The organism is Shimia sp. FJ5 (assembly GCF_032918335.1).
Lineage (GTDB): Bacteria > Pseudomonadota > Alphaproteobacteria > Rhodobacterales > Rhodobacteraceae > Shimia > Shimia aestuarii_A.
The window spans coordinates 45158-66956 of record NZ_JAWJUV010000002.1 but is presented as its reverse complement, the minus strand read 5'-3'; the positions used below and the strand labels follow the sequence as shown (position 1 = coordinate 66956).

Here is a 21799-nt window from a genome sequence, read left to right as displayed (position 1 = left end):
TTTTGGAGGATGCCATGAAGTATCTTGCGCTTGCAGCGGGAACCTTGATGTCCACGGCCGCATGGGCCGAGACACCTGTTCTCACCGTATACACCTATGACAGTTTCGTCGCCGATTGGGGCCCCGGCCCACAGATCGAGGCGGCGTTTGAAGAGACCTGTGACTGTGATCTGAAATTCGTGGCCGCGGGCGATGGCGCGGCGCTTCTGGCGCGGTTGCGTCTCGAAGGCGCGCGCAGCGACGCCGATATCGTGCTTGGCCTCGACACGAACCTAACCGGCGCTGCGGCCGAATCGGGCCTTTTTGCGCCGCATGGTCAAAGCGTTGCGCCGGATGTGCCGAATCCGTCCGGTGAGGCCGGTGCATGGGAAGACCCGCTTTTCCTGCCGTATGACTGGGGCTATTTCGCGTTTATCTATGATACGGAAAAGCTCGCCGATGTGCCGGGGAGCTTTGAAGAGCTGGCGGCGTCGGATGTCTCCATCGTGATCCAGGATCCGCGGTCTTCGACGCCGGGGCTTGGCCTTCTGCTCTGGGTTAAGGAGCAGTATGGCGACGAGGCGGGTGCGATCTGGGAAGGGCTTGCCGACAATGTCGTGACGGTCACCAAGGGCTGGTCCGAGGCGTATGGCCTCTTCCTTGAGGGCGAAGCGGACATGGTGCTCTCTTACACGACCTCGCCCGCCTATCACATCGTGGCCGAAGAGGACGAGAGCAAGGCCGCCGCGCCGTTCCCCTCGCATTACATGCAGATCGAGGTGGCCGGGAAGCTCGCCAATTCGGATCAGCCCGAGCTGGCCGACAAGTTCCTTGCCTTCATGACCACGGACGCGTTCCAATCGGTCATTCCGACGACCAACTGGATGTACCCGGCCTTTACGCCGGATGAGCCGCTGCCGGATGCCTTTGCCAAGCCCATCGGGCCGGAGCAGGCACGGCTTATCCCGGCGGGAGATGTCGCGGCGATCCGCGAAAAAGCGATGGCGGAATGGCGCGCGGCGCTCTCCAAGTAAGGCGGTGGCCAGGCGGCGTGGCGGCGGTATGTGTCGCCACGCTGATCCTTGGTACGCTTCTGGCTGTCGTCCTGCGCGCCGAGGCAGGGCGGGGGCTTGGGCCGTCCGATTGGGCGGCGATCCGTTTTACCGTCTGGCAAGCGCTGCTGTCGGCGGTGCTGAGCGTGTTGCTCGCCATTCCGGTGGCGCGGGCCTTGGCGCGGCGGGCCTTTCCGGGGCGACGGGCGATCATTGGGTTTCTTGGCGCGCCATTCATCCTTCCGGTGATTGTGGCGGTGCTTGGCCTATTGTCGGTCTTTGGTCGGGGCGGGATTCTCAATGTCGCGCTGCGCTGGGTCGGGCTTCCGGAGGTACAAATCTACGGGCTGCATGGCGTCGTCCTTGCGCATGTGTTCTTCAATGTGCCGCTGGCGACGCGGTTGATCCTTCAGGGCTGGCAGGAGATCCCGGCAGAGCGGTTCCGCCTCGCCGCGCAGCTTGGCTTTGGTCCGCGGGAGATGGCGCGGCTGATCGAGCGGCCGATGCTGCGCCGGGCGGTGCCGCTCGCGGCGGTGGTGATCTTCGCGCTCTGCATCTCGAGCTTTACCGTCGCGCTGACGCTTGGCGGCGGGCCGAGGGCGACGACCGTGGAGTTGGCCATCTACGAGGCGTTTCATTTCGAGTTTGACCTTGGGCGCGCGGCGCTCTTGGCGACGGTACAGATCGTGCTTGTCGGGGTGGCGGCGCTTTTGGCGCTCAGGGCTTCGGTCGCGGAAGGGTTCGGCGCGGGGTTGGACCGGGTTGTGACGCGTTGGGATTCGGGCGGATTGGGCAAGGTTAGTCTCGATTTCGTCTCTATCACGGCGGCGTCCCTGTTCCTTCTGGTGCCGATAGTCATGGTCGCGGTTGAGGGTGCGGCGGGGCTTTGGAAGATGCCTGCACAGGTCTGGACGGCGGCCGTTGTGTCCTTCTGCGTGGCGCTGGCCTCGACGGGGATCATGCTCGCGCTGGCGCTGCCAATCGCGATTGCGGCGGCGTCCTGGCGCGGGTTCGAGGCGGTCGGGCTTTTCGGGATTGCCGCCTCGCCACTGGTCATCGGGGTGGGGCTTTTCGTGGTGATTTTTCCGATTGCCGATCCGTTCGCGCTTGCCCTGCCGGTCACTGCGCTGGTCAATGCGGTGATGGCGCTTCCGTTTGCTTTGCGTATTCTCGTGGGGCCGGTGCGCGACGTGGTTGAGAGCTATGGGAGGCTTTCCGCGACGCTTGGAATCGGGGGATGGGCTTGGATGCGCCTGATCCTGTTGCCGCGTCTCAAGGGGCCGCTTGGCTTTGCGTCGGGCCTCGCGGCGGCGCTCTCGATGGGAGACCTTGGCGTGATCGCGCTATTCGCGGATTCGGAGACGGCGACCTTGCCGCTCCAGATGTATCGCCTCATGGGCAGTTACCAGATGGAGGCGGCGGCGGGGGCGGCTGTGGTGCTTTTGGTGACGAGTTTCGGCCTGTTCTGGGCTTTTGACAGGGGAGGGCGCAGCCATGTTGATGCTTGAGGACGTGAGGCTCCGGCAGGGGGATTTCGCGCTGCGGGCCGATCTCGCGGTCGAGACGGGCGCGCGGGTGGCCGTCATCGGGCCATCGGGGGCGGGGAAATCCACGCTTTTGTCGCTTGTCGCGGGGTTCATTGCGCCGGATCGCGGGCGCATCCTATGGGACGGGCAAGATATGACAGGCGCGGCACCGGGCAAGCGGCCTGTGGCGATGCTTTTTCAGGACAACAACCTTTTCCCACATCTCACGGTGGCGGAGAACGTGGGGCTTGGCTTGCGGCCCGACCTACGCCTGACGGAGGCCGAGCGGGACCGGGTTGAGACAGCGCTTGGGCGCGTCGGTCTTGAGGGATATGGCACGCGCAAGCCGGCGGCGCTCTCTGGCGGACAACAGAGCCGCGCGGCGCTGGCGCGGGTGTTGGTGCAGGACCGGGCCTTTGTCCTTTTGGATGAGCCGTTCGCGGCGCTTGGTCCGGCGCTCAAGGCAGAGATGCTCGACCTTGTGGAAGAGGTGCTTGAGGAGACGGGCGCGGGGCTCTTGATCGTGAGCCACGAGCCGGAAGATGCGCGCCGGATCGCGCCGCAGACGATCCTTGTCGCCGATGGGCGGGCGGAACCGCCGGTCACGACGCAGGACTTGCTCGACAATCCGCCGCCCGCACTCCGGGCGTATCTCGGTTAAAGCGCGGCGAGGGCGTCCACGGCGTCGGCAATCGGGTAGTGGTGGTTGCCGACGAAGAGGCCATTGGCGTCGATGTAGTCGGCGTTCTTTAACTCTGCGTGGATGGAATAGTCGAAGTATTGCATCACGTCGTTCTTGGCAAAGTTGCCGCCGACGATGGGGCGACATTCAAAGCCTGTCTCGATCAATTCCTTGACCAGATCGGCGCGTTTCAGGCCTGCCTCGGGACGGATCACGAGGGAGAAGCCGAACCAGCTTGAGTTGCCGATTTCCTTCTGGATCATGAATTTCGGATGGCCGGAAAGGCGCTGTTGCACGAGGGCGCCATTGGCGCGGCGGCCTTCGATCAGGGCGGGGAGCTTTTCAAGCTGGGCAATGCCGAGCGCGCCTGACATCTCGAGCGGGCGCAGGTTGTAGCCGGGCAGGACGAAGCGGAAGCTCTCCTCGAAGGGATCGTCGGATTTCTCGCCGGTGACGTGGTTGAACTTGGGGAGGTTGCGGGTCCAGCCGTGGGCGCGCAGGACGAGCATGACGTGGTAAAGCTCCTCGTCATCCGTCACGACCATGCCGCCTTCCATGGTCGAGATATGGTGCGAGAAGAAGCAGGAATAGGTGCCCATGACGCCGAAGGTTCCGGCCTGTTTGCCACCGAGCGTCGCGCCCATGGATTCACAGTTGTCCTCGATCACGACGATGTCGCGCCCGTCGATGATCCGGGAGATGGCGTCGAAATCATTCGGGTTGCCAAGCAGGTTCACGACCATGATGGCGCGGGTCTTGTCGGTGACCGCCTCTTCGAGCGCGGCAAGATCGTAGTTCAGCGTCTCGAGGTCGATATCGACGAATTTGAGGTGCAGCCCGTATTGGTTGAGCGGGTAGTAGGTCGTCGGCCAGCTTACGGCGGGGACGATGATTTCGTCGCCGGGCGCGAGCTTGAGCGCGGGGTTCTTGGTATAGGCCAGCGCAGCCGTCATCAGCAGGTTCGCGGAGGAGCCGGAATTGACCATAACCGCATATTTAGAGCCGAAATACGTGGCAAATCGGCGTTCGAACTCGGCCACCTCATCACCCATGGAATAGCGATCGGAGGCGATCACACGTTGCAGCGCGTCGAGCTCTTTCTGGTCCCAGGAAGAGGTGGCAAGCGGGAAGCGAAAGCTCATTTCGTGGCCTCGTTCAGATAGAAATCATAGGTGGTCTTGATGCCGTCGCGGAGCGAGGTCGGCGCGCTCCAGCCCCATCCGTCCTGTCGGTCGGTGGCGCAGAGTTTCTGCTTCATGCCGACGGGTTTGGAGAGATCATGGGTGAACGCGCCGTCCCAGCCGATCACATCGGCGACGGTCTCGTAATAGGCGTTGATCGTGTGGTCGTGGCCAAGGCCGCAATTCATCAGCTCGGGCAGGGCGTCGATATCGGCGGCGGCCTTCATCACCGCGTCGGCCAGATCGCCCGCATACATGAATTCGCGCCGCGCCGTGCCATCGCCCCAGATTTCGACGGTCTTTTCGCCGTTCTGCTTGGCGAGGTGGACCTTGTGGATGATGGCGGGCAGGAGGTGCGAGTGTTTCGGGTCGAACTTGTCGTGGCGACCATAGAGGTTGCAGGGGATGAGCGTCTTGTATTGCGCGGTTTCATCCTCGCGGCGGATATATTGGCAGAGGCGTGTCGCCATGATCTTGGCCAGCGCATAGCCCTCGTTGGTCGGCTCCAGCTCGCCCGTGAGGATCATCTCTTCGCGCAGCGGGTTTGCGGCGGCGCGGGGATACATACAGGTCGAGGCGAGGTTCAGAAGGTTGCGCACACCGGATTGGTAGGCGGCCATGATGATATTGCGGCCCATCGCCGTGTTGCGTTCGAGAAAGGCGACGGGGTGGGCCATGTTGGCCTGAATCCCACCGACCTGACCAGCGGCGTGGATCACGAGGTCGGGTTTATGTGTCTCTACATAGGCGGAAACGGCCCCGGCATCCGTCAGGTCCAGCTCGCGCGAGGCAGGGGCGAGGATCGTCCACTCTGATGCCGAGGGATGTTCGAGAATGTTGCGCCCGACCATGCCGGAACCGCCCGTAAGGAGCAGGGTTTGCTTGGCCATGGTGATCAGCTTTCCGTTGAGACCGGGAGTTCGAGGCCGTGCTCGCGCAGAAGGCGGGTGCGGCGGGCGTTCTTGAGATCATGGGCGACCATCTCGGCGCACATTTCCTGCACGGTGATTTCCGGGGTCCAGCCAAGTTTGGCCTTGGCCTTGGAGGGGTCTCCGAGAAGGGTCTCGACCTCTGCGGGACGGAAATAGCGCGGGTCGATGCGCAGGATCACGTCGCCGACGGAGAGCGCGGGGGCGTCGTCGCCCTCGATCGCTTCGACGATGCCGATTTCCTCAAGCCCTTCGCCTTCGAAGCGGACTTTGATGCCAAGCTCGGCCGCCGTCCATTCGATGAACTGGCGGACGGAATATTGCACGCCCGTGGCGATCACGAAGTCGTCCGGTGTCTCCTGTTGCAGCATCATCCACTGCATGCGGACGTAATCCTTGGCGTGGCCCCAATCGCGCAGGGCGTCGATATTGCCCATGTAGAGGCAAGGCTCCAACCCTTGGGCGATGTTGGCGAGGCCGCGGGTGATCTTGCGGGTCACGAAAGTCTCGCCGCGGCGGGGGGACTCGTGATTGAAGAGGATGCCGTTGCAGGCATACATGCCATAGGCCTCGCGGTAGTTCACCGTGATCCAATAGGCATACATCTTGGCCACTGCGTAGGGGCTACGTGGGTGGAAGGGGGTGGTTTCGGTCTGTGGGATTTCCTGCACGAGACCGTAGAGTTCGGAGGTCGAGGCCTGATAGAAGCGGGTCTTTTTCTCGAGACCGAGAAAGCGGATCGCTTCGAGTAGGCGCAGCGTGCCGGTGGCGTCCACGTCGGCGGTATATTCGGGGCTCTCAAAGCTCACGGCGACGTGGCTCTGGGCGGCGAGGTTATAGACCTCGTCTGGCTGCACCTCTTGCAGGATGCGGGTCAGGTTCGAGCTATCGGTGAGGTCGCCGTAATGCAGCTTGAGCCGGGCATTGGTCGTGTGCGGGTCTTGGAAGATGTGGTCGATCCGCTGGGTGTTGAACGAGGAGGCGCGGCGCTTGATCCCGTGGACCTCGTAGCCTTTCTCGAGCAGGAATTCGGCAAGGTAAGAGCCATCCTGACCTGTGACGCCGGTTATCAGGGCTTTTTTCATCGTCTGCGTCCTCATTCACGGCCCGTAAGGGGGCGATATTTCGGGTCTCGTCTACGCTTTTGGGGCCTTGTTTGAAAGCAAAAAGGGCTTCAGGCGAAGGGCAGGTCGGCCAGTGTCACCGTTCGAGGGCCTTCTGCAAGCGCGACGGAGAGGCCGGTTGTGCCCGTGGGCAGATCAACAGCGACGAGGCCAACGCCGATATTCTTGCCGAGGCGTTTGGAGAAGGCGATTTCGGCGGCAAAGCCGACCTCCTTGCCCTCGTGAAAGAGCGGCAGGGGGTGTTCATTGCCTGCGACCGGCGCGCCGTCGAGGACAAGACCGGTGCGGCGGCGGGTCTGGCCGCTTTCGCGCAAGGCGCGTAAGGCCGGTTTGCCGACGAACTCATGCGGGCCATCGAGGTCGAGCATCTTGCCAAAGCCCATCTCGAAAGGTGTGACGGGGTGGGTCTGATGGCGCATGTCGGCGCCGTAGGAGATCAGCCCGCTTTCGAGGCGTTCGATGTCGTTTGGGGCGCCGGGGCCGATGCCAAAGGGCGCGCCAGCCTCCTTCACGCGGTCCCAAAGAGCGGTGCCAAAGCGGGCGTCGCGCAGGTAAAGCTCGAACCCGCCCTGTTTTGACCAGCCAGAGCGGGCGACGAGGAGCGGCATGTCGTCGAGCATCACTTCGCGGAACCAAAAATACTTGAGGTCGCGCACCCAGTCGCCAAGAAGCGCGGCGGTCACGTCCTCGGCCTTTGGACCTTGGATCGCGAGGGGGGAAACGTCCGGCTCTTGCACAGCGACGTTCAGGCCGCGTTCATGAGCGATGGCCTTGGTCCAAAGGAGGAGGTCACTGTCGGCGATGGAGAGCCAATAGCGATCCTCGGAAAGCTTTTGCAGGACTGGGTCGTTGATCAGGTGGCCGTCATGGTCGCAGATCGGGACATAGCGGCCTTGGCCGACCTTAGTCGCGTCGAGATTGCGGGGTGTGAGATATTGCGCGAGGGCACCTGCGTCGGGGCCGTGAAGCTCGACCTGTCTCTGGGCGGCGACGTCCCACATGGCGACACCGTTCAGGAGGCGGTCATATTCGGCCTCCGGGTCGCCGAAATTGCCGGGGATGAACATGTGATTGTAGACCGAGAAGGTCGCCACCCCGTCGCGCACGGTCGCGTCGAAATAGGGGGATTTGCGGATGTTCGGGCCGATATGGAGGCGGTAGCTCATCGGGCGTTCCTTTTCATGAAAAACGCGGCGCCGGGGGACCGACGCCGCGCTTGGAAAACAAGGCTGAGTCGCGGGCTCAGAAGTCGAGGTTTTCCACGCTGAGCGCGTTCTTCTGGATGAATTCGCGGCGCGGCTCGACCACGTCGCCCATCAGCTTGGTAAAGAGGTCGTCGGCCTCGGCCATGTCCTCGATTTTGACCTGTAGAAGGGTGCGCGCATCCGGGTCGAGCGTGGTTTCCCAAAGCTGATCCGGGTTCATCTCGCCAAGGCCCTTGTAGCGTTGCAGGGTCAGACCCTTTTCACCCTCGCTCAGGATCGCGTCGAGGAGGTCGAGCGGGCCGTAGATAAGCTGCGAGCGATCCTTGCGATGCAGGGTCGCGGGGGTGTTGTAGATGTCCTGAAGGCTCTGGGTGAAGCTGCCGGTCTTGCGGGCTTCGCCAGAACGCAGCATCGGGCCATCGAGGGTGCGCACTTCTTCGACGCCGCGCAGGATGCGGGCGAGGCGGATGCCGTGATCCTGCGTGATGCGCCCGGTCCAGCCGCGCTCATATTCAAGCGCGATCAGGTCGAGGCGGGCGGCGACCTTGTCGGCCACGCCTTGCAGGTCGGCATCGACCGCGCCGGGCACGAAGGCCCCGGCGATGGCGGCCTGTTCGAGGATATGGCGCGGGTAATGCGTCGGGAAGGCATCAAGCACGCGCTTGAGCTGCCGCGCTTCGCCGACCACGCGGGTGAGGTCTTGTCCGACGATATCTTCGCCAGAGCCAAGGCGCAGCGTCGCGCCATCAACGCCCATATCGATCAGGTAATCGTCAAGCGCCGCCTGGTCCTTGAGGTAGACCTCGGATTTGCCGCGCGCGACCTTGTAGAGCGGCGGCTGGGCGATGAAGAGATGGCCCTTCTCGATCAGTTCCGGCATCTGGCGGTAGAAGAAGGTCAGGAGCAGCGTGCGGATGTGCGCGCCGTCCACGTCGGCGTCGGTCATGATGACGATCTTGTGGTAGCGCAGTTTCTCGAGGTTGAATTCGTCGCGGCCAATGCCGGTCCCGAGCGCCATGACGAGGTTGCCGATTTCCTGCGACGAGAGCATCCGGTCAAACCGCGCGCGTTCTACGTTGAGGATCTTACCGCGCAGAGGCAGGATCGCTTGCGTGCGCCGATCGCGGCCCGTTTGGGCCGAGCCACCAGCGGAGTCCCCCTCGACGAGGAAAACTTCGGTTTGGGACGGATCCTTTTCCGAGCAATCCTTGAGCTTGCCTGCGAGGAAGTTCACGTCCATCGCCGATTTGCGCCGGGTCAGTTCACGCGCCTTACGGGCGGCTTCGCGGGCATGGGCGGCCTCGAGGATCTTGGTCACGATCATCTTGGCGATGTTGGGGTTTTCCTCGAACCACTCGGAGAGCTTTTCGTTCATCAGACCCTCGACCGCGGGGCGCACCTCGGAGGAGACGAGCTTGTCCTTGGTCTGGGACGAGAATTTCGGGTCCGGCACCTTGACGGACAGGACACAGGTCAGGCCCTCGCGCGCGTCGTCGCCTGTAAAGGTGATTTTCTCTTTCTTGGCGATGCCGCTTTCCTGCGCATACTTCTGCAGGGTGCGGGTCAGCGCGCCTCGGAAGCCCGCCATATGGGTGCCGCCATCGCGCTGGGGAATGTTGTTGGTAAAGGGCAGGACGGTTTCGTGGTAGCTGTCGTTCCACCACATCGCGACCTCGACGCCGATATCGTCACGCTCGCCGTTGACGTAGATCGGCGCGTCCATAAGCGCGGTCTTGTGACGGTCGACGTATTTGACGAATTCTTTCACCCCACCATCGTAGAAAAGCTCGGAGTGAAGCGGCTCGGCAGGGCGTTCATCCTCGAGGATGATGCGGACACCGGAATTGAGGAAGGCCAGTTCGCGTAGGCGTTTCTCGAGCGTCTCGAAGGAATACTCGAGGTTCGAAAACGTGTCGGTCGAGGCGAGGAAGCGGACCTCGGTCCCGGTGCGGTCGCCGCAATCACCGACGACCTTGAGGTGTTCGGCGGTCTCACCACGCTCAAAACGGGCGACATGTTCCTTGCCGTTGCGCCAGATGCGCAGCTCGAGCCAATCGGAGAGGGCGTTCACAACCGAGACACCCACGCCGTGCAGGCCGCCGGAGACCTTGTAGGAGTTGGAGTCAAACTTACCGCCAGCGTGCAGCTGGGTCATGATGACTTCGGCCGCGGAGACGCCTTCTTCCTTGTGGATATCGACGGGAATCCCGCGCCCGTTGTCGGAGACAGACACAGAGGAATCGGCGTGGATCTTGACGGTGACGGCGTCGGCGTGACCGGCCAATGCCTCGTCAATGCCGTTATCCACGACCTCATAGACCATGTGGTGCAGGCCGGAGCCGTCGTCGGTATCGCCGATATACATCCCCGGACGTTTGCGCACGGCTTCCAAGCCTTTGAGAACCTTAATAGATTCCGCGCCATACTCCGGATTGTTCTGTGTCTCTTCGGACATGTGGTTTTTCCCCTACTCAGTCCGGTCAAAATATGGGTTTTGGCGGGGAATGTCACGCAAATGAGACAAGATTTTTTACCGATTCGGCGAGCCTGAAAACTGCCTTCAACCTGAGAGAGTCAGCCTCCGTCACCAGTTTCCGAAACCGCGAGTTCAAACTCCGCAAGACAGGTCATAAGCGTTTCGGCAAGATCGGCAAATCTGGGATCACCCGAAAGCGACTGAGCGCATTCCTTTACGAGATAGTAGTCCACCTCATCCTTGATCCGCCCGCGTTTTGCTATTGCCTTGAGCTTGCGCATTGGCGGCTTGACCACCGAAAACAGATCCTCGCCGGCGCGCTCCCTGAAAAACCTTCTCAAACCTTCCGAATAGGCCGCTACATCGGGACCGGACATCGAGAACGCTGCCAGATGGTCGTTAATCGCCATTTCATAGCCACTCAATATTTGTGACCAGGTCGCACCCTGAGACCGCAGGCCAGATATCCATTGCTCCTTATCCGGAAGCCGCATATTCGGGTCATGCTCAGGGAAGTCCGCCGGATATCGACGTCGTTGATATTCTTCAAAAATACGCAAAACCGCATCTGCCTGATCTATTTCAACCCGTATGTCCTCTTCAGATCGTCGAGCCATTTGGTGATTGCCCCCCATTATTCCAAGGAAAGGTTTCGTATCTTACTGAGTCCGCCCTCTTCCGTAACCTCCAGATGCTGCGCCCGCTCGCCGAGTTCTGCAAACAGTTCCGGCCCGGTCCCCGTCATCCAGGCCTGCGCACCGAGGGCGCAGATTTCATCGTAGAGCGCGGCGCGGCGGGTGGCGTCGAGATGGGCGGCGACCTCGTCGAGAAGGAGGATTGGCGGCGCGCCGAATTCTGCGGCGAGCGCCCGCCCATTGGCGAGGATCAGCGAGATCAGGAGAGCCTTCTGCTCACCAGTGGAACAATCGCGGGCCGGGACACCCTTGGCCGCGAATGTGGCGTCAAGGTCGCTGCGATGCGGGCCGATGAGCGTCCGACCGGCCATGAGATCGCGGGGGCGGCTTTCGGCAAAGGCGGCGCGCAGGGCAGCGGCGGTGTCGGGCATATCGCCCTCGGCATGGATCAGGCTCAGGTCAGCGACGGGAAAAGCGGTCTCGGCATTGGCCTGTGCGGAGGCGAGATAGGCGATGGTCGCGAGGCGATTTGCGTGAATAACCTCGGCGGCGTCGGCCATCTGCGATTCAAGCGCACCGTACCAAGCGGCATCGCGGACCTGATCCTTGAGGAGGCGATTGCGCTCGCGCATGGATTTCTCATAGGCGAGCGCGGCCTCGGCATGGGCCGGAAAGAAGGAGAGCGCCATGCGGTCGAGGAAACGGCGGCGTCCCTCGGCTCCTTCGTTCCAGAGCCGGTCCATCGCGGGGATGAGCCAGAGGACGCGGGCGATGCGGCCAAGGGCGGTTTGCGGGGCGGTCTTGCCGTCGATGCGCAATTGCCGGGCCGCGCCGCTTTCGGACCAGATCTCGATCTCGTGCAGGCGGTCGAGGGAGTGAAGATGTCCCGTCAACTTCCATCCCAAGGCTTCAGGGCGGCGGGTCATGTCCTCGGCGCTGGCGCGGCGCAGGCCGCGACCGGGCGAAAACAGCGAAATCGCCTCGAGGATATTGGTCTTGCCCGCGCCGTTCGGCCCGTAGATCGCGACGGGCCGCGCATCACAATCGATCGCGCCTTTGCGGTGCGAGCGGAAATGCGACAGCGTCAGATGGGTGATCGCGAGGCGGGTCATGGGCGCGTCCGTTTTCTTTCAAAGAAAACGGGCCGGAATTCTGGGAAAATTCCGCGCCCCGTCACACGCGCATCGGCATGACGACATAAACCGCGCTGGTGTCGTTGCCTTCGCGCATGAGCGTCGGGTCACCGGCAGAGTTGAACATGAAGACAGCGTTCTCGCGGTCGACCTGGCTCGCGATTTCGAGCAGGTACTTGGCGTTGAAGCCGATCTCGAGGCGCTCGTCGCTATAGGCCACGGCAAGTTCTTCCTCTGCCGCGCCGCTATCGGGGGCATTGACGGAGAGGACGAGGCGGTCTTCATCGAGTTGCAGTTTCACCGCGCGAGAGCGTTCGGACGAAACCGTCGCGACACGGTCCACGGCCTGCGCGAATTCGGCGGCGTCTACCTCGAGCTTGCGGGTGTTGCCCTGCGGAATGACGCGGGTGTAGTCGGGGAAGGTGCCGTCGATGACCTTGGACGTCAGGGTGATGTCGGGGGTCGCGAAACGGATCTTGGTTTCGGAGACAGAAACAGCGATCTGCATCTCGTCATCTTCGAGAAGCTTGCGCAGCTCGCCAACGGTCTTGCGCGGCACGATCACGCCGGGCATGTCGGCGGCCCCATCGGGCAGGTCGGCATCAATGCGGGCGAGGCGGTGGCCATCGGTCGCGACGCAGCGCAGCACCTTGCCGCCTTCACCGTCGGAGACATGCATGTAGACGCCGTTCAGGTAATAGCGGGTTTCCTCGGTCGAGATAGCGAATTTCGATTTGTCGAAGAGGCGGCGCAGCACCGGCGCGGGAGCCGAGAAGTTCGACGCATATTCCGACGAGGCCATGACCGGGAAATCTTCTTTGGGCAGAGTGGCCAGCGAGAAGTTGGAGCGGCCCGCCTCGACGGTCAGACGACCGGACGCGCCATCGTCGGTCAGCGTCACAAGTGCGCCATCGGGCAGTTTGCGGACGATTTCATGCAGCGTCGTTGCGGCCACAGTGGTCGCCCCGGCGCGTTCGACCATGGCGGGCGCCTTGTCGACCACTTCGATGTCGAGGTCGGTGGCGCGGAACTGCACCGTGTTGCCTTCGGCCTCGATCAGGACGTTGGCAAGAATCGGGATGGTGTTGCGTCGTTCCACGACGGATTGCGCCTGGCTGACAGCCTTGAGCAGGATGGCGCGTTCGATGCTGATTTTCATACCGATATCCTCCGGTTGCCGGGAGGGGCAAACTAGCTGTTTCCCCTTCTGACGCAAGCTTTTTTGCTTTTGTCGGCTTAATCGTCGGGGGCGTCAAGGTGGATGGCGCCTCTGGCGGGAGTATTTGGGCCAAGATCAAGGGGACAGGGGCCGAAACGGCGAAAGCCACGCCGTTTACGGGCGTGGCTTTCGCGTGTTTGTATCGGGACGTTGCTCAGGCTTCGAGCGTCCGGCGCAGCATCTCGAGGTCTTCTGCAATCTGGCCGTCCTGCGTGCGCAGCTCTTCGATGCGCTTCACGCCGTGCATGACCGTTGTATGATCGCGCCCACCAAAGCGGCGGCCGATCTCGGGCAGAGAGCGCGAGGTCAGTTGCTTGCTCAGGTACATCGCGACCTGACGCGGGCGGGCCAACGTGCGAACGCGCTTGGGGCCGATCATGTCGGACAGGCGGATATTGTAGTGCTCGGAGACCTGACGCTGGATCTCTTCGACGGTGATCTTGCGCTCGGAGGCCCGCAAGACATCAGACAGACAGTCCTGAGTCAGATCCATGGTGATTTCACGGCCGACAAGCGAGGCGAAGGCGAAGAGACGGGTCAAAGCGCCTTCAAGCACACGCACGTTGGTCGAGATGCGATGAGCGAGGAATTCGAGCACGCCGTCCTGAAGCACGAGTTCGGGATACTGCGCGCGATATTGATCGACTTTGGATTGCAGGATGCCGAGGCGGAGTTCGTAATCCGTCGGGTGCAGATCGACGACGAGGCCGCATTGCAGGCGCGATTTGATCCGGTCCTCAAGATCCTTGATCTCGCCCGGTGCGCGGTCGGCGGAGATAATGATCTGTTTGTTCTGATCCACGAGGGCGTTGAACGTGTGGAAGAATTCTTCCTGTGTCGAATCCTTGCCCGAGATGAATTGCACGTCATCCACCATGAGAACATCGACCGAACGGAAAAGCTCTTTGAAGTCCATCATCTTGCGATCGCGCAGGGCCTGAACAAAGCGGTACATGAACTGTTCCGCAGAGAGGTAAAGCACGTTGAGATCCGGACGGCGCGATTGCAGCTCCCATGCGATTGCGTGCATGAGGTGCGTTTTACCAAGGCCGACGCCGCCATAGAGAAAGAGCGGGTTGAACGTCACCGGACCGCCCTCGGCAACGCGGCGCGCGGCGGCGTTGGCAAGCTCGTTCGGTTTGCCGACCACGAAGGTCTCGAAGGTAAAGCGCGGATCGAGCGGTGCGCCCGGCAAATCCCCCCGCTTTGCGGCAGGTGCCGGTGTCTTGGAGTCCTCGGACGGGGCCGCGGAGGACACGACACGGGGGCCCGGACGCGCGGTCGAGTTGGCGGCGACGGTGAAATGGATGCGTTGAACCTGCTCGCCAAGGCTGGTCAGGCGATGCAGGATCAAATCCCCGAAATTCTGTGAGACGTAATTGCCGATGAAGTTGGTCGGAACATGGAACGTCGCGACGCCCTCGCTCACTTCGGCAAACTCAATCGGTGCGATCCATGTCTTGTAGTTGTTCTCGCCCACCGTCTTGAGAAGATCCTGTTGCAGTGCACCCCATTGTTCTTTCGTCATCTGTCCCCGTTCCCAGGCCTTAAGCCCTATATATACATGGGCCGCAGAAGCCCCGCGTGGTTGCCCACGATACCAGCAATTCCCGCGTGTCACGGTCTTGGGGCCTTCAACGTTTCAACCTGCACAGGCAAAGCCTTCTTGACCCCGTCCATGTCCCCACATGGCGGGTAGGCTTAGCGTGCGCGCAGGTTGCGCTTGATGAAGAGAAGACAGACATGACGCCGATGGCGTCGCACAACAAGAACCTCTTGATCCGACTCGAAACTCCGAAGCAGGCATCGGTGCCGTATCGAATAGAGCGGTCTAAATCGACCGTTGTGTGAACCTGTCCCCCCAGGGCGAAGTGACTCGCAGGTCTGAAATTAGCAACTGGATTACGGCTCGGGCAACCGATCTTCGAACTTGACTCTGTGTTTTGTGGAAAAGAATCTCTCGCGCCCTGAAGATGCCTAAAAGATGCAAAAAAGGCGTCCCATGCAGGACGCCTTTTCTATCAACGAGTTGGCCGTAAAATCCGGCCGAACGCCTTAGCCGAGCGCTTTGACGCGCGCTGCGAGGCGCGAGATTTTACGCGACGCGGTGTTCTTGTGGTAAACGCCTTTGGAGACGCCACGCATCAGTTCGGGCTGAGCTGCGCGCAGAGCTGCGGTCGCTGCTTCCTTGTCGCCGGATGCGATGGCTTCTTCAACGCCGCGCAGGAAAGTACGGATGCGCGAGCGGCGAGCTTTGTTGACGGCGAAGCGGCGTTCGTTCTGACGCGCGCGTTTCTTTGCCTGGGGCGAATTTGCCATGAATCTAAGATCCTTGTCGTTTGTTCAGTTCGTTAAATGCGTGCCACGACCCGAACGGGATCTCTCCGTCTGGGGAGAATCGATTCAAGCCTGAGCGGGCTGCACGCGCATGTATGACGGCGGTCTATAGAGGTTTTTGCCAAGGATGCAAACAGGAAACTGTGGCGGCCCTAGTGGTCTGCATCACGGCTATAGAAGACATAGCGTTTGCCGAGACCGCTTAGAATCAGGCTGCGGGCGGTGGCAAAGTCCTTTCGGGCCTGAACAAGGTGCCAATAGCCGGTTGGGATGAGGAGCAGGTGATAGAGGCCGAAGGCAGTTTTTCGAGACGCGCGGGCCAAGATTCGTTGCCACATGCGCAGGGGCGAGACGCCACGGAAACGCATGGCGGCGACCGCGGTGGCGCCTTGGCGCAGGCCGTTGCGTACATAGCGGCTTGGGTGAAGTCGACTTGGCGGCACGTGTTCATAGACGAGGGCCGCCTCGCAGTAGACAAACCGGGCACCTTTTGCGCGAATACGGCGGATCATCTCGTCATCCTCGCCACCGACGAGATTGCAATGATCGGAAAACCATTCTCCGCGCGGCGGCAGCGCGGCGGTCTCGATCAGGAGATTGTAGGTGCCGTAGTTGTCCGGTCCCTTGGCGAGATAATCGCCCTCATGAAGCCATTGCGGAATGGTGGCGTTCGGATCGGGCAGGGCCGGGCCACCGACGAGCTGGGCCTTTTGGCGTGTTGCGGTTTCAAGGAGCGCGGCGAGCCAGCCCGGCGCGGGCCATTCATCATCGTCGATAAAGGCAATATAGGCGTGCCCGCCAGATACAGCCATGTCGAGCGCCGCATTGCGGGACACCGAGATGCCCGGTGCGTCGATGCGACGGTATTGTACGCCGAACTCGGCAGCGATCTCTTGCATCGAAGCATGGCCATTGTCGGCGACGTAGATGGCGATCTCGGGGCTGGTTGGATCGTTTTGCAGGGTTGCGAGCAAGTGGCGCAGATAGGCGGGTCTGTCACATGTGCTTAGGGCGACGCCGACGGATATGCGGGGGGGCGATTCCATTCAGGAGCGCGTCCGCTCACGGCCATAGAAGGCAAAGCTCTGTCCAAGCAGGGCCGGGAGAATCGCGGCGGCGGCAGAGAAATCCATGCCTGCGCGCACAAGGTGCCAGCGCGCGGTCGGAGAGAGGGCGATGTGATACAGCCCGAACCCGATCTTGCGCAGCATCTCGCGTAGGGACAGCAACACAGGGCGCAGTCTGCCCTTGTTTTGCAGGCGGGCGGCTTTGACGAAGGTGGTGCCTTCGCGCACACCGAGCGATAGGAAATAGCGGATCGTCTTACGCCGTGCGGGCACATGTTCGTGCACCAGCGCATCAGGCGCATAGGCCAGCCGGGCGCCGGCCTTTGCCATCCGCGTAATGAATTCCCAATCCCCGCCGCCGCTATGGGCGAACTCATCCTTGAACCAGTCCGTCTCGGAGGGGGGCATGACGGCGGCGCTTAGCAGGATGTTATGGGTGCCGAACAAGAGGCCATAGCGGTCGAGCAGCGCACCGTCGATGATCCAGCTTGGATCGTTCTGTTGCAGGTCGGCCTTGGACGGGCCAATGACGATATCGGCCTGCCCTGCAAGGCCGGGGGCGCTTAGGCTGGTGAGCCATTGCGGCGTTGGCCATTCGTCATCGTCGATGCAGGCGACAAAGGCATAGCCCGCATCAAAGGCGGCGCGCAGGACGGCGTTTCGGGCCGGTGAAACCCCGGATTGCGCGACGCGAAGATAGTGAATGTCGAACCGATCGCGGAACGGGTCGAGGGTCTTGGCGGCGCTGGCATTGCCGTTGTCGGCGACAAAGATCGTGACCTGCTGACCTTCGAAGCTGTGCGGCATATGCGACAGGAGTTTGTGCAGGTGGGCATGTCGATCACAGGTGCAAATCGCGACGCAGGTCGAGGACGGGGGGGTGCGATTTGGGGAAGGACTCATTGAGCGGTTCCGACGACGACGATGACAGGACGGCCCGGCACGCGCCTGCATAGCGAGGTCGTTTCTTCATTCTTACGAGTTTGAAAGCGCGAAAAACAAGGGTCTGTATCGCGTCGGTATCACGTCGGTATTGCGGTGGTGCGGGTTTTCGGCACCGGATCGGACCGAACCCGGAGGTTGCAAGGCCCTCCCGCCAACAAAAAGGGCAGGCCGAAGCCTGCCCTCATGATGGGTTAGTCGCGCTTTGAGTTACTTGTCGCGGAACTGCGCGGTGCGCTTTTCCATGAAGGCGGCCATGCCTTCTTTCTGATCGTCGGTCGCGAACAGAGAATGGAAGAGGCGGCGCTCAAACAAGAGACCCTCGGCGAGCGTGGTCTCGTAGGAGCGGTTCACGGCTTCCTTGGCGGCGCGGGTCGCGATCATGGATTTCTCGGCGATCTTCTGGGCGGCGCCCATCGCTTCGTCCATCAGCTTTTTGGCGGGCACAACGCGGCTCACGAGACCTGCACGCTCGGCCTCTTCGGCGTCCATGAAGCGGCCGGTGAGGTTCATATCCATCGCCTTGGATTTGCCAACAAGGCGGGTCAGGCGCTGGGTGCCGCCAATCCCGGCGATCACACCGAGATTGACCTCGGGCTGGCCGAACTTGGCCGTGTCGGAGGCGATGATGAAATCGCACGCCATGGCCAGTTCGCATCCACCGCCCAGCGCATAGCCGGAGACAGCGGCGATGATCGGCTTGCGGATCGCCACGATCCGATCATTGGTCGAGGCAAAGAGGTTCGAAGCGTTCACCTCGGCGTAGGTCATCGAGGACATTTCCTTGATGTCCGCGCCAGCGGCGAAGGCCTTGTCCGACCCGGTCAGAACGATACAGCGCACCTTGTCATTGGCGTCTGCCTCTTCGAGCGCCGTCGCCAGTTCGGTAATGAGCTGTTGGTTGAGCGCGTTCAGAGCGTTCGGGCGGTTCAGTTTGATGAGGGCCACGTGGTCCTCAATTTCGACGATGATCGTCTCAAAAGCCATGAGTGAAGCTTTCCTTTGTTCCGGTCAGGGACGATTCCTTACCATTGTTGCTTCGTGGTTCAAGCTATCTTTGGCATTGCGGGCAGTAGAAGGACGACCGGCCCGATTGGGTGATTCGGGCGATCGTGCCGCCGCATCCCGACCGGTGACAGGGCGCGCCTTCGCGACCGTACACATCGAAACTATGCTGAAAATATCCAAGCTCTCCATCGGCTTGGCGGAAATCGCGCAGGGAAGAACCGCCCGCCTCGATGGCGTCCGAAAGCACCTCACGGATGATCGGGACGAGGGTGCGAATGCGCTTTTCCGAGAGGTTCGCGGCCTTGCGACGTGGCGACACGCCGCCCCTGTAGAGGGTCTCGCAGACGTAGATATTGCCAAGACCGGCGACGATATGTTGATCCAGAAGGGCGGTTTTGATCGGCGTGCGCCGGTTCTTGAGTCGCTGGACGAGGTACTCTTCGTCGAATGCATTGCCGAGCGGCTCTGGCCCGAGCGACGCAAGAAGCGCGTGGGTGTCGGCCTCGGCGGTTGTCAGGAGATCCATCGCGCCGAAACGACGGGGATCGTTGAACGTCACCCGGGCGCCGTTCTCCATGTCAAAGATCACGTGGTCATGTTTCTCTTGCGCGGGGTGGTCATGGACGAACTGGCCCAAGGGATCGCCCGAGACCGTCATCCGCCCGGACATGCCGAGATGGATCAGGAGGGTTTCGCCCGTGTCGAGATCCGCGAGGATATATTTCGACCGTCGCCGCAGCATCAGCACCCGCGCCCCGGTCAGGCGCTCGGCCATGCGCTCCGGAAAGGGCCAGCGCAGATCGGGGCGATTGACCTGCGCCCGCGCAATCACCGCGCCTTCCATCGAAGGGGCAAGGCCGCGGCGGACGGTTTCAACTTCGGGCAGTTCGGGCATGAGGGCCTCGTGAGGATGAATTTCGAAAGGGTTTAGCGGCTTTTGAGCGCGCAGGGTAGAGCGGCGCATTGTATGCCTTTGTCCTGCGCTATATGTAGGGCGCGACAAAAGAAGGCGTCTGTCATGAGTGATCCCTCCTCCAACACAACCCATTTCGGTTTCGAGACTGTCCGCGAGGACGAGAAGGCAGGGCGCGTGCAGGGCGTGTTCGGCTCGGTGGCCTCGAAATATGACATCATGAACGATGTGATGAGCGTCGGAATTCACCGCATCTGGAAAGACGCGATGATGGATTGGCTCGCGCCGCGCCCGGGGCAGAGGTTGCTCGATGTGGCGGGCGGCACGGGCGATATTTCCTTCCGCTTTCTCGACCGTGCGGGAACCGGGCATGCCACGGTGCTCGACCTCACGGAGCCGATGCTTGTCGAGGGGCGCAAACGCGCCGAAGCGGAGCAGATGGCCTCGAGCCTCGATTGGGTCGTGGGCGATGCGATGGCGCTCCCGTTCGAGGACAATACGTTTGATGTCTACACGATCTCCTTTGGCATTCGGAACGTGACGCGACCGCAGGAGGCTCTCAACGAGGCGTATCGCGTGCTGCGCCCCGGCGGGCGGCTCATGGTGCTCGAGTTTAGCCAGATCCCCAATGACATGATGCAGAAGGCCTATGATCTCTACTCCTTCAACATCATCCCGCGCATGGGGCAGGCGATTGCCGGGGATCGCGACAGCTATCAGTATCTCGTGGAATCGATCCGCAAGTTCCCTGATCAGGAGACCTTCCTCGACATGGTGAAGGCGGCGGGCTTTGAGAACGCCAAGTATCGCAACCTCTCGATGGGGATCGCGGCGCTGCATTCGGGGTGGAAGATTTGAAGGGGCCGCATAATCTCTGGCGATTGATCCGGACGGGCGCAACGCTCGAGCGCACAGGCGCGATGCGCGCCGTCCTTGATGCGTTCGAAGCGCCCAAGTTGATCCGTATCGCGGCGCGCACATTGGTCTGGCCGTTTCGTTGGCTCGGGATCAAGGGCGACCCGGCCATGCCGCCAATCACCCGCGCGCTGACGGCGCTTGGCCCCGCTTATATCAAGTTCGGTCAGGTGCTCTCGACACGGCCCGATGTGGTTGGCACGGAGCTTGCGACGCAGCTGCGCGTGCTGCAGGATCGCCTGCCGCCCTTCCCGGTTGCCACAGCCAAGCGCGCCGTCGAGGATGAGCTTGGCCGCCCGGTCGACGAGGTGTTCTCGGCGTTTTCCGAACCGGTTGCCGCCGCCTCCATCGCGCAGGTGCATAAGGCGCAGCTTGCCGAGACCGGCGAAGAGGTCGCGGTCAAGGTTCTGCGTCCGGGGATCGAGCGCGCCTTTCGCAAGGATGTCGATGCGTTCTATTTCGCGGCGGATGTGATCGAGTTTCTCTCTCCCGCCTCGCGCCGCTTGCGCCCTCGCGACGTGATCGAACATTTCGACGGGGTGGTGACGGGCGAGTTGGACTTGCGCCTCGAAAGTGCGAGTGCGAGCGAGTTTTCCGACAATACCGCCGGCGATCCCGGCTTTCAGGTGCCCCGGATTCAATGGGATCTTTCGGGCCGTCGGGTGATGACCATGAGCTGGGCCGAGGGCGTGTCGCTTGGTGACAACGCGGCGCTTGATGCAGCAGGGCATGACCGGCACGCCCTTGGGAGCCGTGTTCTGTCGCTTTTCCTGCGCCACGCGCTGCGCGACGGGTTCTTCCACGCCGACATGCACCAGGGCAATCTCAAGGTCGCGGCCAATGGCGATATCATCGCCTATGACTTCGGGATCATGGGCTATATCGACGAATATACCCGCCGGGTCTATGCCGAGATCCTGTTCGGCTTTATCCAGCGTGATTACCAACGCGTTGCTGAGGTGCATTTCGAGGCGGGCTATGTCCCGGCGGATCGCGATGTGGATGCCTTTGCCCGCGCGTTGCGTGCGGTTGGAGAACCGATCTTCGGCATGGATGCCACGCGGATTTCCATGGGGCGGCTGCTCTCCTACCTGTTCGAGGTGACAGAACGCTTTGGCATGGAGACGCGCACCGAGCTGATCCTCCTGCAACGCACGATGGTCGTGGTCGAAGGCGTGGCACGCTCGCTCGATCCGAGCCTCAACATCTGGGATGTCGCCAAGCCCGAGGTCGAGGCGTACATCAAGAAGAGCCTCGGCCCGCGCGCCCTTGCGCGCGATCTCCTGAAGACAGGAAGGGTCTTGGCCCGGTTCGGTCCGCGCCTTCCGGATCTCGTCGAATCCGCGCTCATCGCACAGGCGAGCCCGCCGCAGGATGAAAAGCGCCGCCTCTGGCCATGGATCACGCTTGGCGCGGCAGGGGGTGTTGCGGCCTCGGGGGTTGCGGTGGCGGTTGCGCTCTTGCTCCTTTGATCTT

19 protein-coding genes are annotated in these 21799 nt (G+C 61.9%); 5 read left to right on the top strand and 14 right to left on the bottom strand.

Annotation, left to right across the window (positions count from 1 at the left end; translation table 11 throughout):
• Positions 1–14 precede the first annotated feature (14 nt).
• From thiB to thiQ, 3 genes are read left to right on the top strand one after another with little or no spacing between them, the layout of a single operon-like run.
• Positions 15–1013 carry a thiamine ABC transporter substrate binding subunit gene (gene thiB, locus R1W01_RS06870; RefSeq protein WP_297755001.1) on the top strand — a complete coding sequence of 333 codons (999 nt, stop codon included), beginning with the start codon at positions 15–17 and terminating at the stop codon, positions 1011–1013.
• Complete coding sequence (locus R1W01_RS06865) at positions 989–2539, top strand: thiamine/thiamine pyrophosphate ABC transporter permease ThiP (protein WP_297755004.1); 1551 nt, start codon at positions 989–991, stop codon at positions 2537–2539. Before thiB ends, R1W01_RS06865 begins: the two co-directional genes overlap by 25 nt.
• Positions 2526–3218, top strand: a complete 693-nt coding sequence (gene thiQ / locus R1W01_RS06860; protein ID WP_297755007.1) for a thiamine ABC transporter ATP-binding protein — start codon at positions 2526–2528, stop codon at positions 3216–3218. The genes R1W01_RS06865 and thiQ overlap by 14 nt, the downstream gene beginning before the upstream one ends.
• On the opposite strand, the gene R1W01_RS06855 is transcribed toward thiQ, so the two are convergent.
• From R1W01_RS06855 to mutM, 14 genes are all read right to left on the bottom strand, one after another.
• The gene (locus R1W01_RS06855; RefSeq protein ID WP_297755010.1) at positions 3215–4381 is read right to left on the bottom strand and encodes a DegT/DnrJ/EryC1/StrS family aminotransferase; all 1167 of its coding nucleotides are present in this window, start codon (positions 4379–4381) and stop codon (positions 3215–3217) included. The genes thiQ and R1W01_RS06855 overlap by 4 nt on opposite strands.
• Positions 4378–5310: a GDP-L-fucose synthase family protein gene (locus tag R1W01_RS06850; RefSeq protein ID WP_297755013.1), complete on the bottom strand. Its 933-nt coding sequence runs from the start codon at positions 5308–5310 to the stop codon at positions 4378–4380. Before R1W01_RS06850 ends, R1W01_RS06855 begins: the two co-directional genes overlap by 4 nt.
• A gap of 5 nt (positions 5311–5315) precedes the next feature.
• Complete coding sequence (gene gmd, locus R1W01_RS06845) at positions 5316–6434, bottom strand: GDP-mannose 4,6-dehydratase (protein ID WP_243613586.1); 1119 nt, start codon at positions 6432–6434, stop codon at positions 5316–5318.
• An 89-nt stretch (positions 6435–6523) separates the two neighbouring features.
• Positions 6524–7639, bottom strand: coding sequence for a glycine cleavage T C-terminal barrel domain-containing protein (locus R1W01_RS06840; protein WP_297755017.1), 1116 nt, complete (start codon positions 7637–7639; stop codon positions 6524–6526).
• A 76-nt stretch (positions 7640–7715) separates the two neighbouring features.
• Positions 7716–10133 (bottom strand): DNA topoisomerase (ATP-hydrolyzing) subunit B, encoded by a 2418-nt coding sequence (gene gyrB, locus R1W01_RS06835; protein WP_297755020.1) that lies wholly within the window; start codon positions 10131–10133, stop codon positions 7716–7718.
• Positions 10134–10252: 119 nt separating this feature from the next.
• A complete protein-coding gene (locus R1W01_RS06830) occupies positions 10253–10771 on the bottom strand; it encodes a hypothetical protein (RefSeq protein ID WP_297755022.1) in 519 nt (172 codons plus the stop codon).
• Between the two features lie 17 nt (positions 10772–10788).
• Positions 10789–11901 carry a DNA replication/repair protein RecF gene (gene recF / locus R1W01_RS06825; RefSeq protein WP_297755025.1) on the bottom strand — a complete coding sequence of 371 codons (1113 nt, stop codon included), beginning with the start codon at positions 11899–11901 and terminating at the stop codon, positions 10789–10791.
• A gap of 61 nt (positions 11902–11962) precedes the next feature.
• Positions 11963–13081 (bottom strand): DNA polymerase III subunit beta, encoded by a 1119-nt coding sequence (dnaN, locus tag R1W01_RS06820; RefSeq protein ID WP_243613582.1) that lies wholly within the window; start codon positions 13079–13081, stop codon positions 11963–11965.
• A gap of 214 nt (positions 13082–13295) precedes the next feature.
• Entirely contained in the window at positions 13296–14669 is a 1374-nt protein-coding gene (gene dnaA, locus R1W01_RS06815; protein WP_243613581.1) for a chromosomal replication initiator protein DnaA, read from the bottom strand.
• A gap of 527 nt (positions 14670–15196) precedes the next feature.
• Positions 15197–15460, bottom strand: coding sequence for a 30S ribosomal protein S20 (gene rpsT / locus R1W01_RS06810; RefSeq protein WP_243613580.1), 264 nt, complete (start codon positions 15458–15460; stop codon positions 15197–15199).
• A 170-nt stretch (positions 15461–15630) separates the two neighbouring features.
• Positions 15631–16524 (bottom strand): glycosyltransferase, encoded by an 894-nt coding sequence (locus R1W01_RS06805; protein WP_297755031.1) that lies wholly within the window; start codon positions 16522–16524, stop codon positions 15631–15633.
• Positions 16525–17448 (bottom strand): glycosyltransferase family 2 protein, encoded by a 924-nt coding sequence (locus tag R1W01_RS06800; protein ID WP_297755034.1) that lies wholly within the window; start codon positions 17446–17448, stop codon positions 16525–16527.
• Positions 17449–17697: 249 nt separating this feature from the next.
• A complete protein-coding gene (locus R1W01_RS06795; RefSeq protein WP_297755037.1) occupies positions 17698–18474 on the bottom strand; it encodes an enoyl-CoA hydratase in 777 nt (258 codons plus the stop codon).
• A 64-nt stretch (positions 18475–18538) separates the two neighbouring features.
• Complete coding sequence (gene mutM / locus R1W01_RS06790) at positions 18539–19390, bottom strand: bifunctional DNA-formamidopyrimidine glycosylase/DNA-(apurinic or apyrimidinic site) lyase (RefSeq protein ID WP_243613576.1); 852 nt, start codon at positions 19388–19390, stop codon at positions 18539–18541.
• A 123-nt stretch (positions 19391–19513) separates the two neighbouring features.
• On the opposite strand from mutM, the gene ubiE reads away from it, so the two are divergent.
• Positions 19514–20266, top strand: a complete 753-nt coding sequence (gene ubiE, locus R1W01_RS06785; RefSeq protein WP_297755041.1) for a bifunctional demethylmenaquinone methyltransferase/2-methoxy-6-polyprenyl-1,4-benzoquinol methylase UbiE — start codon at positions 19514–19516, stop codon at positions 20264–20266.
• Positions 20263–21795, top strand: a complete 1533-nt coding sequence (ubiB, locus tag R1W01_RS06780) for a 2-polyprenylphenol 6-hydroxylase (RefSeq protein ID WP_297755044.1) — start codon at positions 20263–20265, stop codon at positions 21793–21795. Before ubiE ends, ubiB begins: the two co-directional genes overlap by 4 nt.
• The last annotated feature ends 4 nt before the right edge of the window (positions 21796–21799 follow it).

What these genes read in the sequence shown, in the direction of transcription:
- thiQ (WP_297755007.1), top strand. Translation starts at nt 2,526, where the DNA reads ATGTTGATGCTTGAGGACGTGAGGCTCCGGCAGGGGGATTTCGCGCTG.
- recF (WP_297755025.1), bottom strand. Translation starts at nt 11,901, where the DNA reads ATGACCCGCCTCGCGATCACCCATCTGACGCTGTCGCATTTCCGCTCG.
- R1W01_RS06805 (WP_297755031.1), bottom strand. Translation starts at nt 16,524, where the DNA reads ATGGAATCGCCCCCCCGCATATCCGTCGGCGTCGCCCTAAGCACATGT.
- thiB (WP_297755001.1), top strand. Translation starts at nt 15, where the DNA reads ATGAAGTATCTTGCGCTTGCAGCGGGAACCTTGATGTCCACGGCCGCA.
- R1W01_RS06830 (WP_297755022.1), bottom strand. Translation starts at nt 10,771, where the DNA reads ATGGCTCGACGATCTGAAGAGGACATACGGGTTGAAATAGATCAGGCA.
- rpsT (WP_243613580.1), bottom strand. Translation starts at nt 15,460, where the DNA reads ATGGCAAATTCGCCCCAGGCAAAGAAACGCGCGCGTCAGAACGAACGC.
- R1W01_RS06795 (WP_297755037.1), bottom strand. Translation starts at nt 18,474, where the DNA reads ATGGCTTTTGAGACGATCATCGTCGAAATTGAGGACCACGTGGCCCTC.
- dnaA (WP_243613581.1), bottom strand. Translation starts at nt 14,669, where the DNA reads ATGACGAAAGAACAATGGGGTGCACTGCAACAGGATCTTCTCAAGACG.
- dnaN (WP_243613582.1), bottom strand. Translation starts at nt 13,081, where the DNA reads ATGAAAATCAGCATCGAACGCGCCATCCTGCTCAAGGCTGTCAGCCAG.
- R1W01_RS06855 (WP_297755010.1), bottom strand. Translation starts at nt 4,381, where the DNA reads ATGAGCTTTCGCTTCCCGCTTGCCACCTCTTCCTGGGACCAGAAAGAG.
- R1W01_RS06850 (WP_297755013.1), bottom strand. Translation starts at nt 5,310, where the DNA reads ATGGCCAAGCAAACCCTGCTCCTTACGGGCGGTTCCGGCATGGTCGGG.
- R1W01_RS06840 (WP_297755017.1), bottom strand. Translation starts at nt 7,639, where the DNA reads ATGAGCTACCGCCTCCATATCGGCCCGAACATCCGCAAATCCCCCTAT.
- ubiE (WP_297755041.1), top strand. Translation starts at nt 19,514, where the DNA reads ATGAGTGATCCCTCCTCCAACACAACCCATTTCGGTTTCGAGACTGTC.
- gmd (WP_243613586.1), bottom strand. Translation starts at nt 6,434, where the DNA reads ATGAAAAAAGCCCTGATAACCGGCGTCACAGGTCAGGATGGCTCTTAC.
- gyrB (WP_297755020.1), bottom strand. Translation starts at nt 10,133, where the DNA reads ATGTCCGAAGAGACACAGAACAATCCGGAGTATGGCGCGGAATCTATT.
- R1W01_RS06865 (WP_297755004.1), top strand. Translation starts at nt 989, where the DNA reads ATGGCGCGCGGCGCTCTCCAAGTAAGGCGGTGGCCAGGCGGCGTGGCG.
- mutM (WP_243613576.1), bottom strand. Translation starts at nt 19,390, where the DNA reads ATGCCCGAACTGCCCGAAGTTGAAACCGTCCGCCGCGGCCTTGCCCCT.
- R1W01_RS06800 (WP_297755034.1), bottom strand. Translation starts at nt 17,448, where the DNA reads ATGAGTCCTTCCCCAAATCGCACCCCCCCGTCCTCGACCTGCGTCGCG.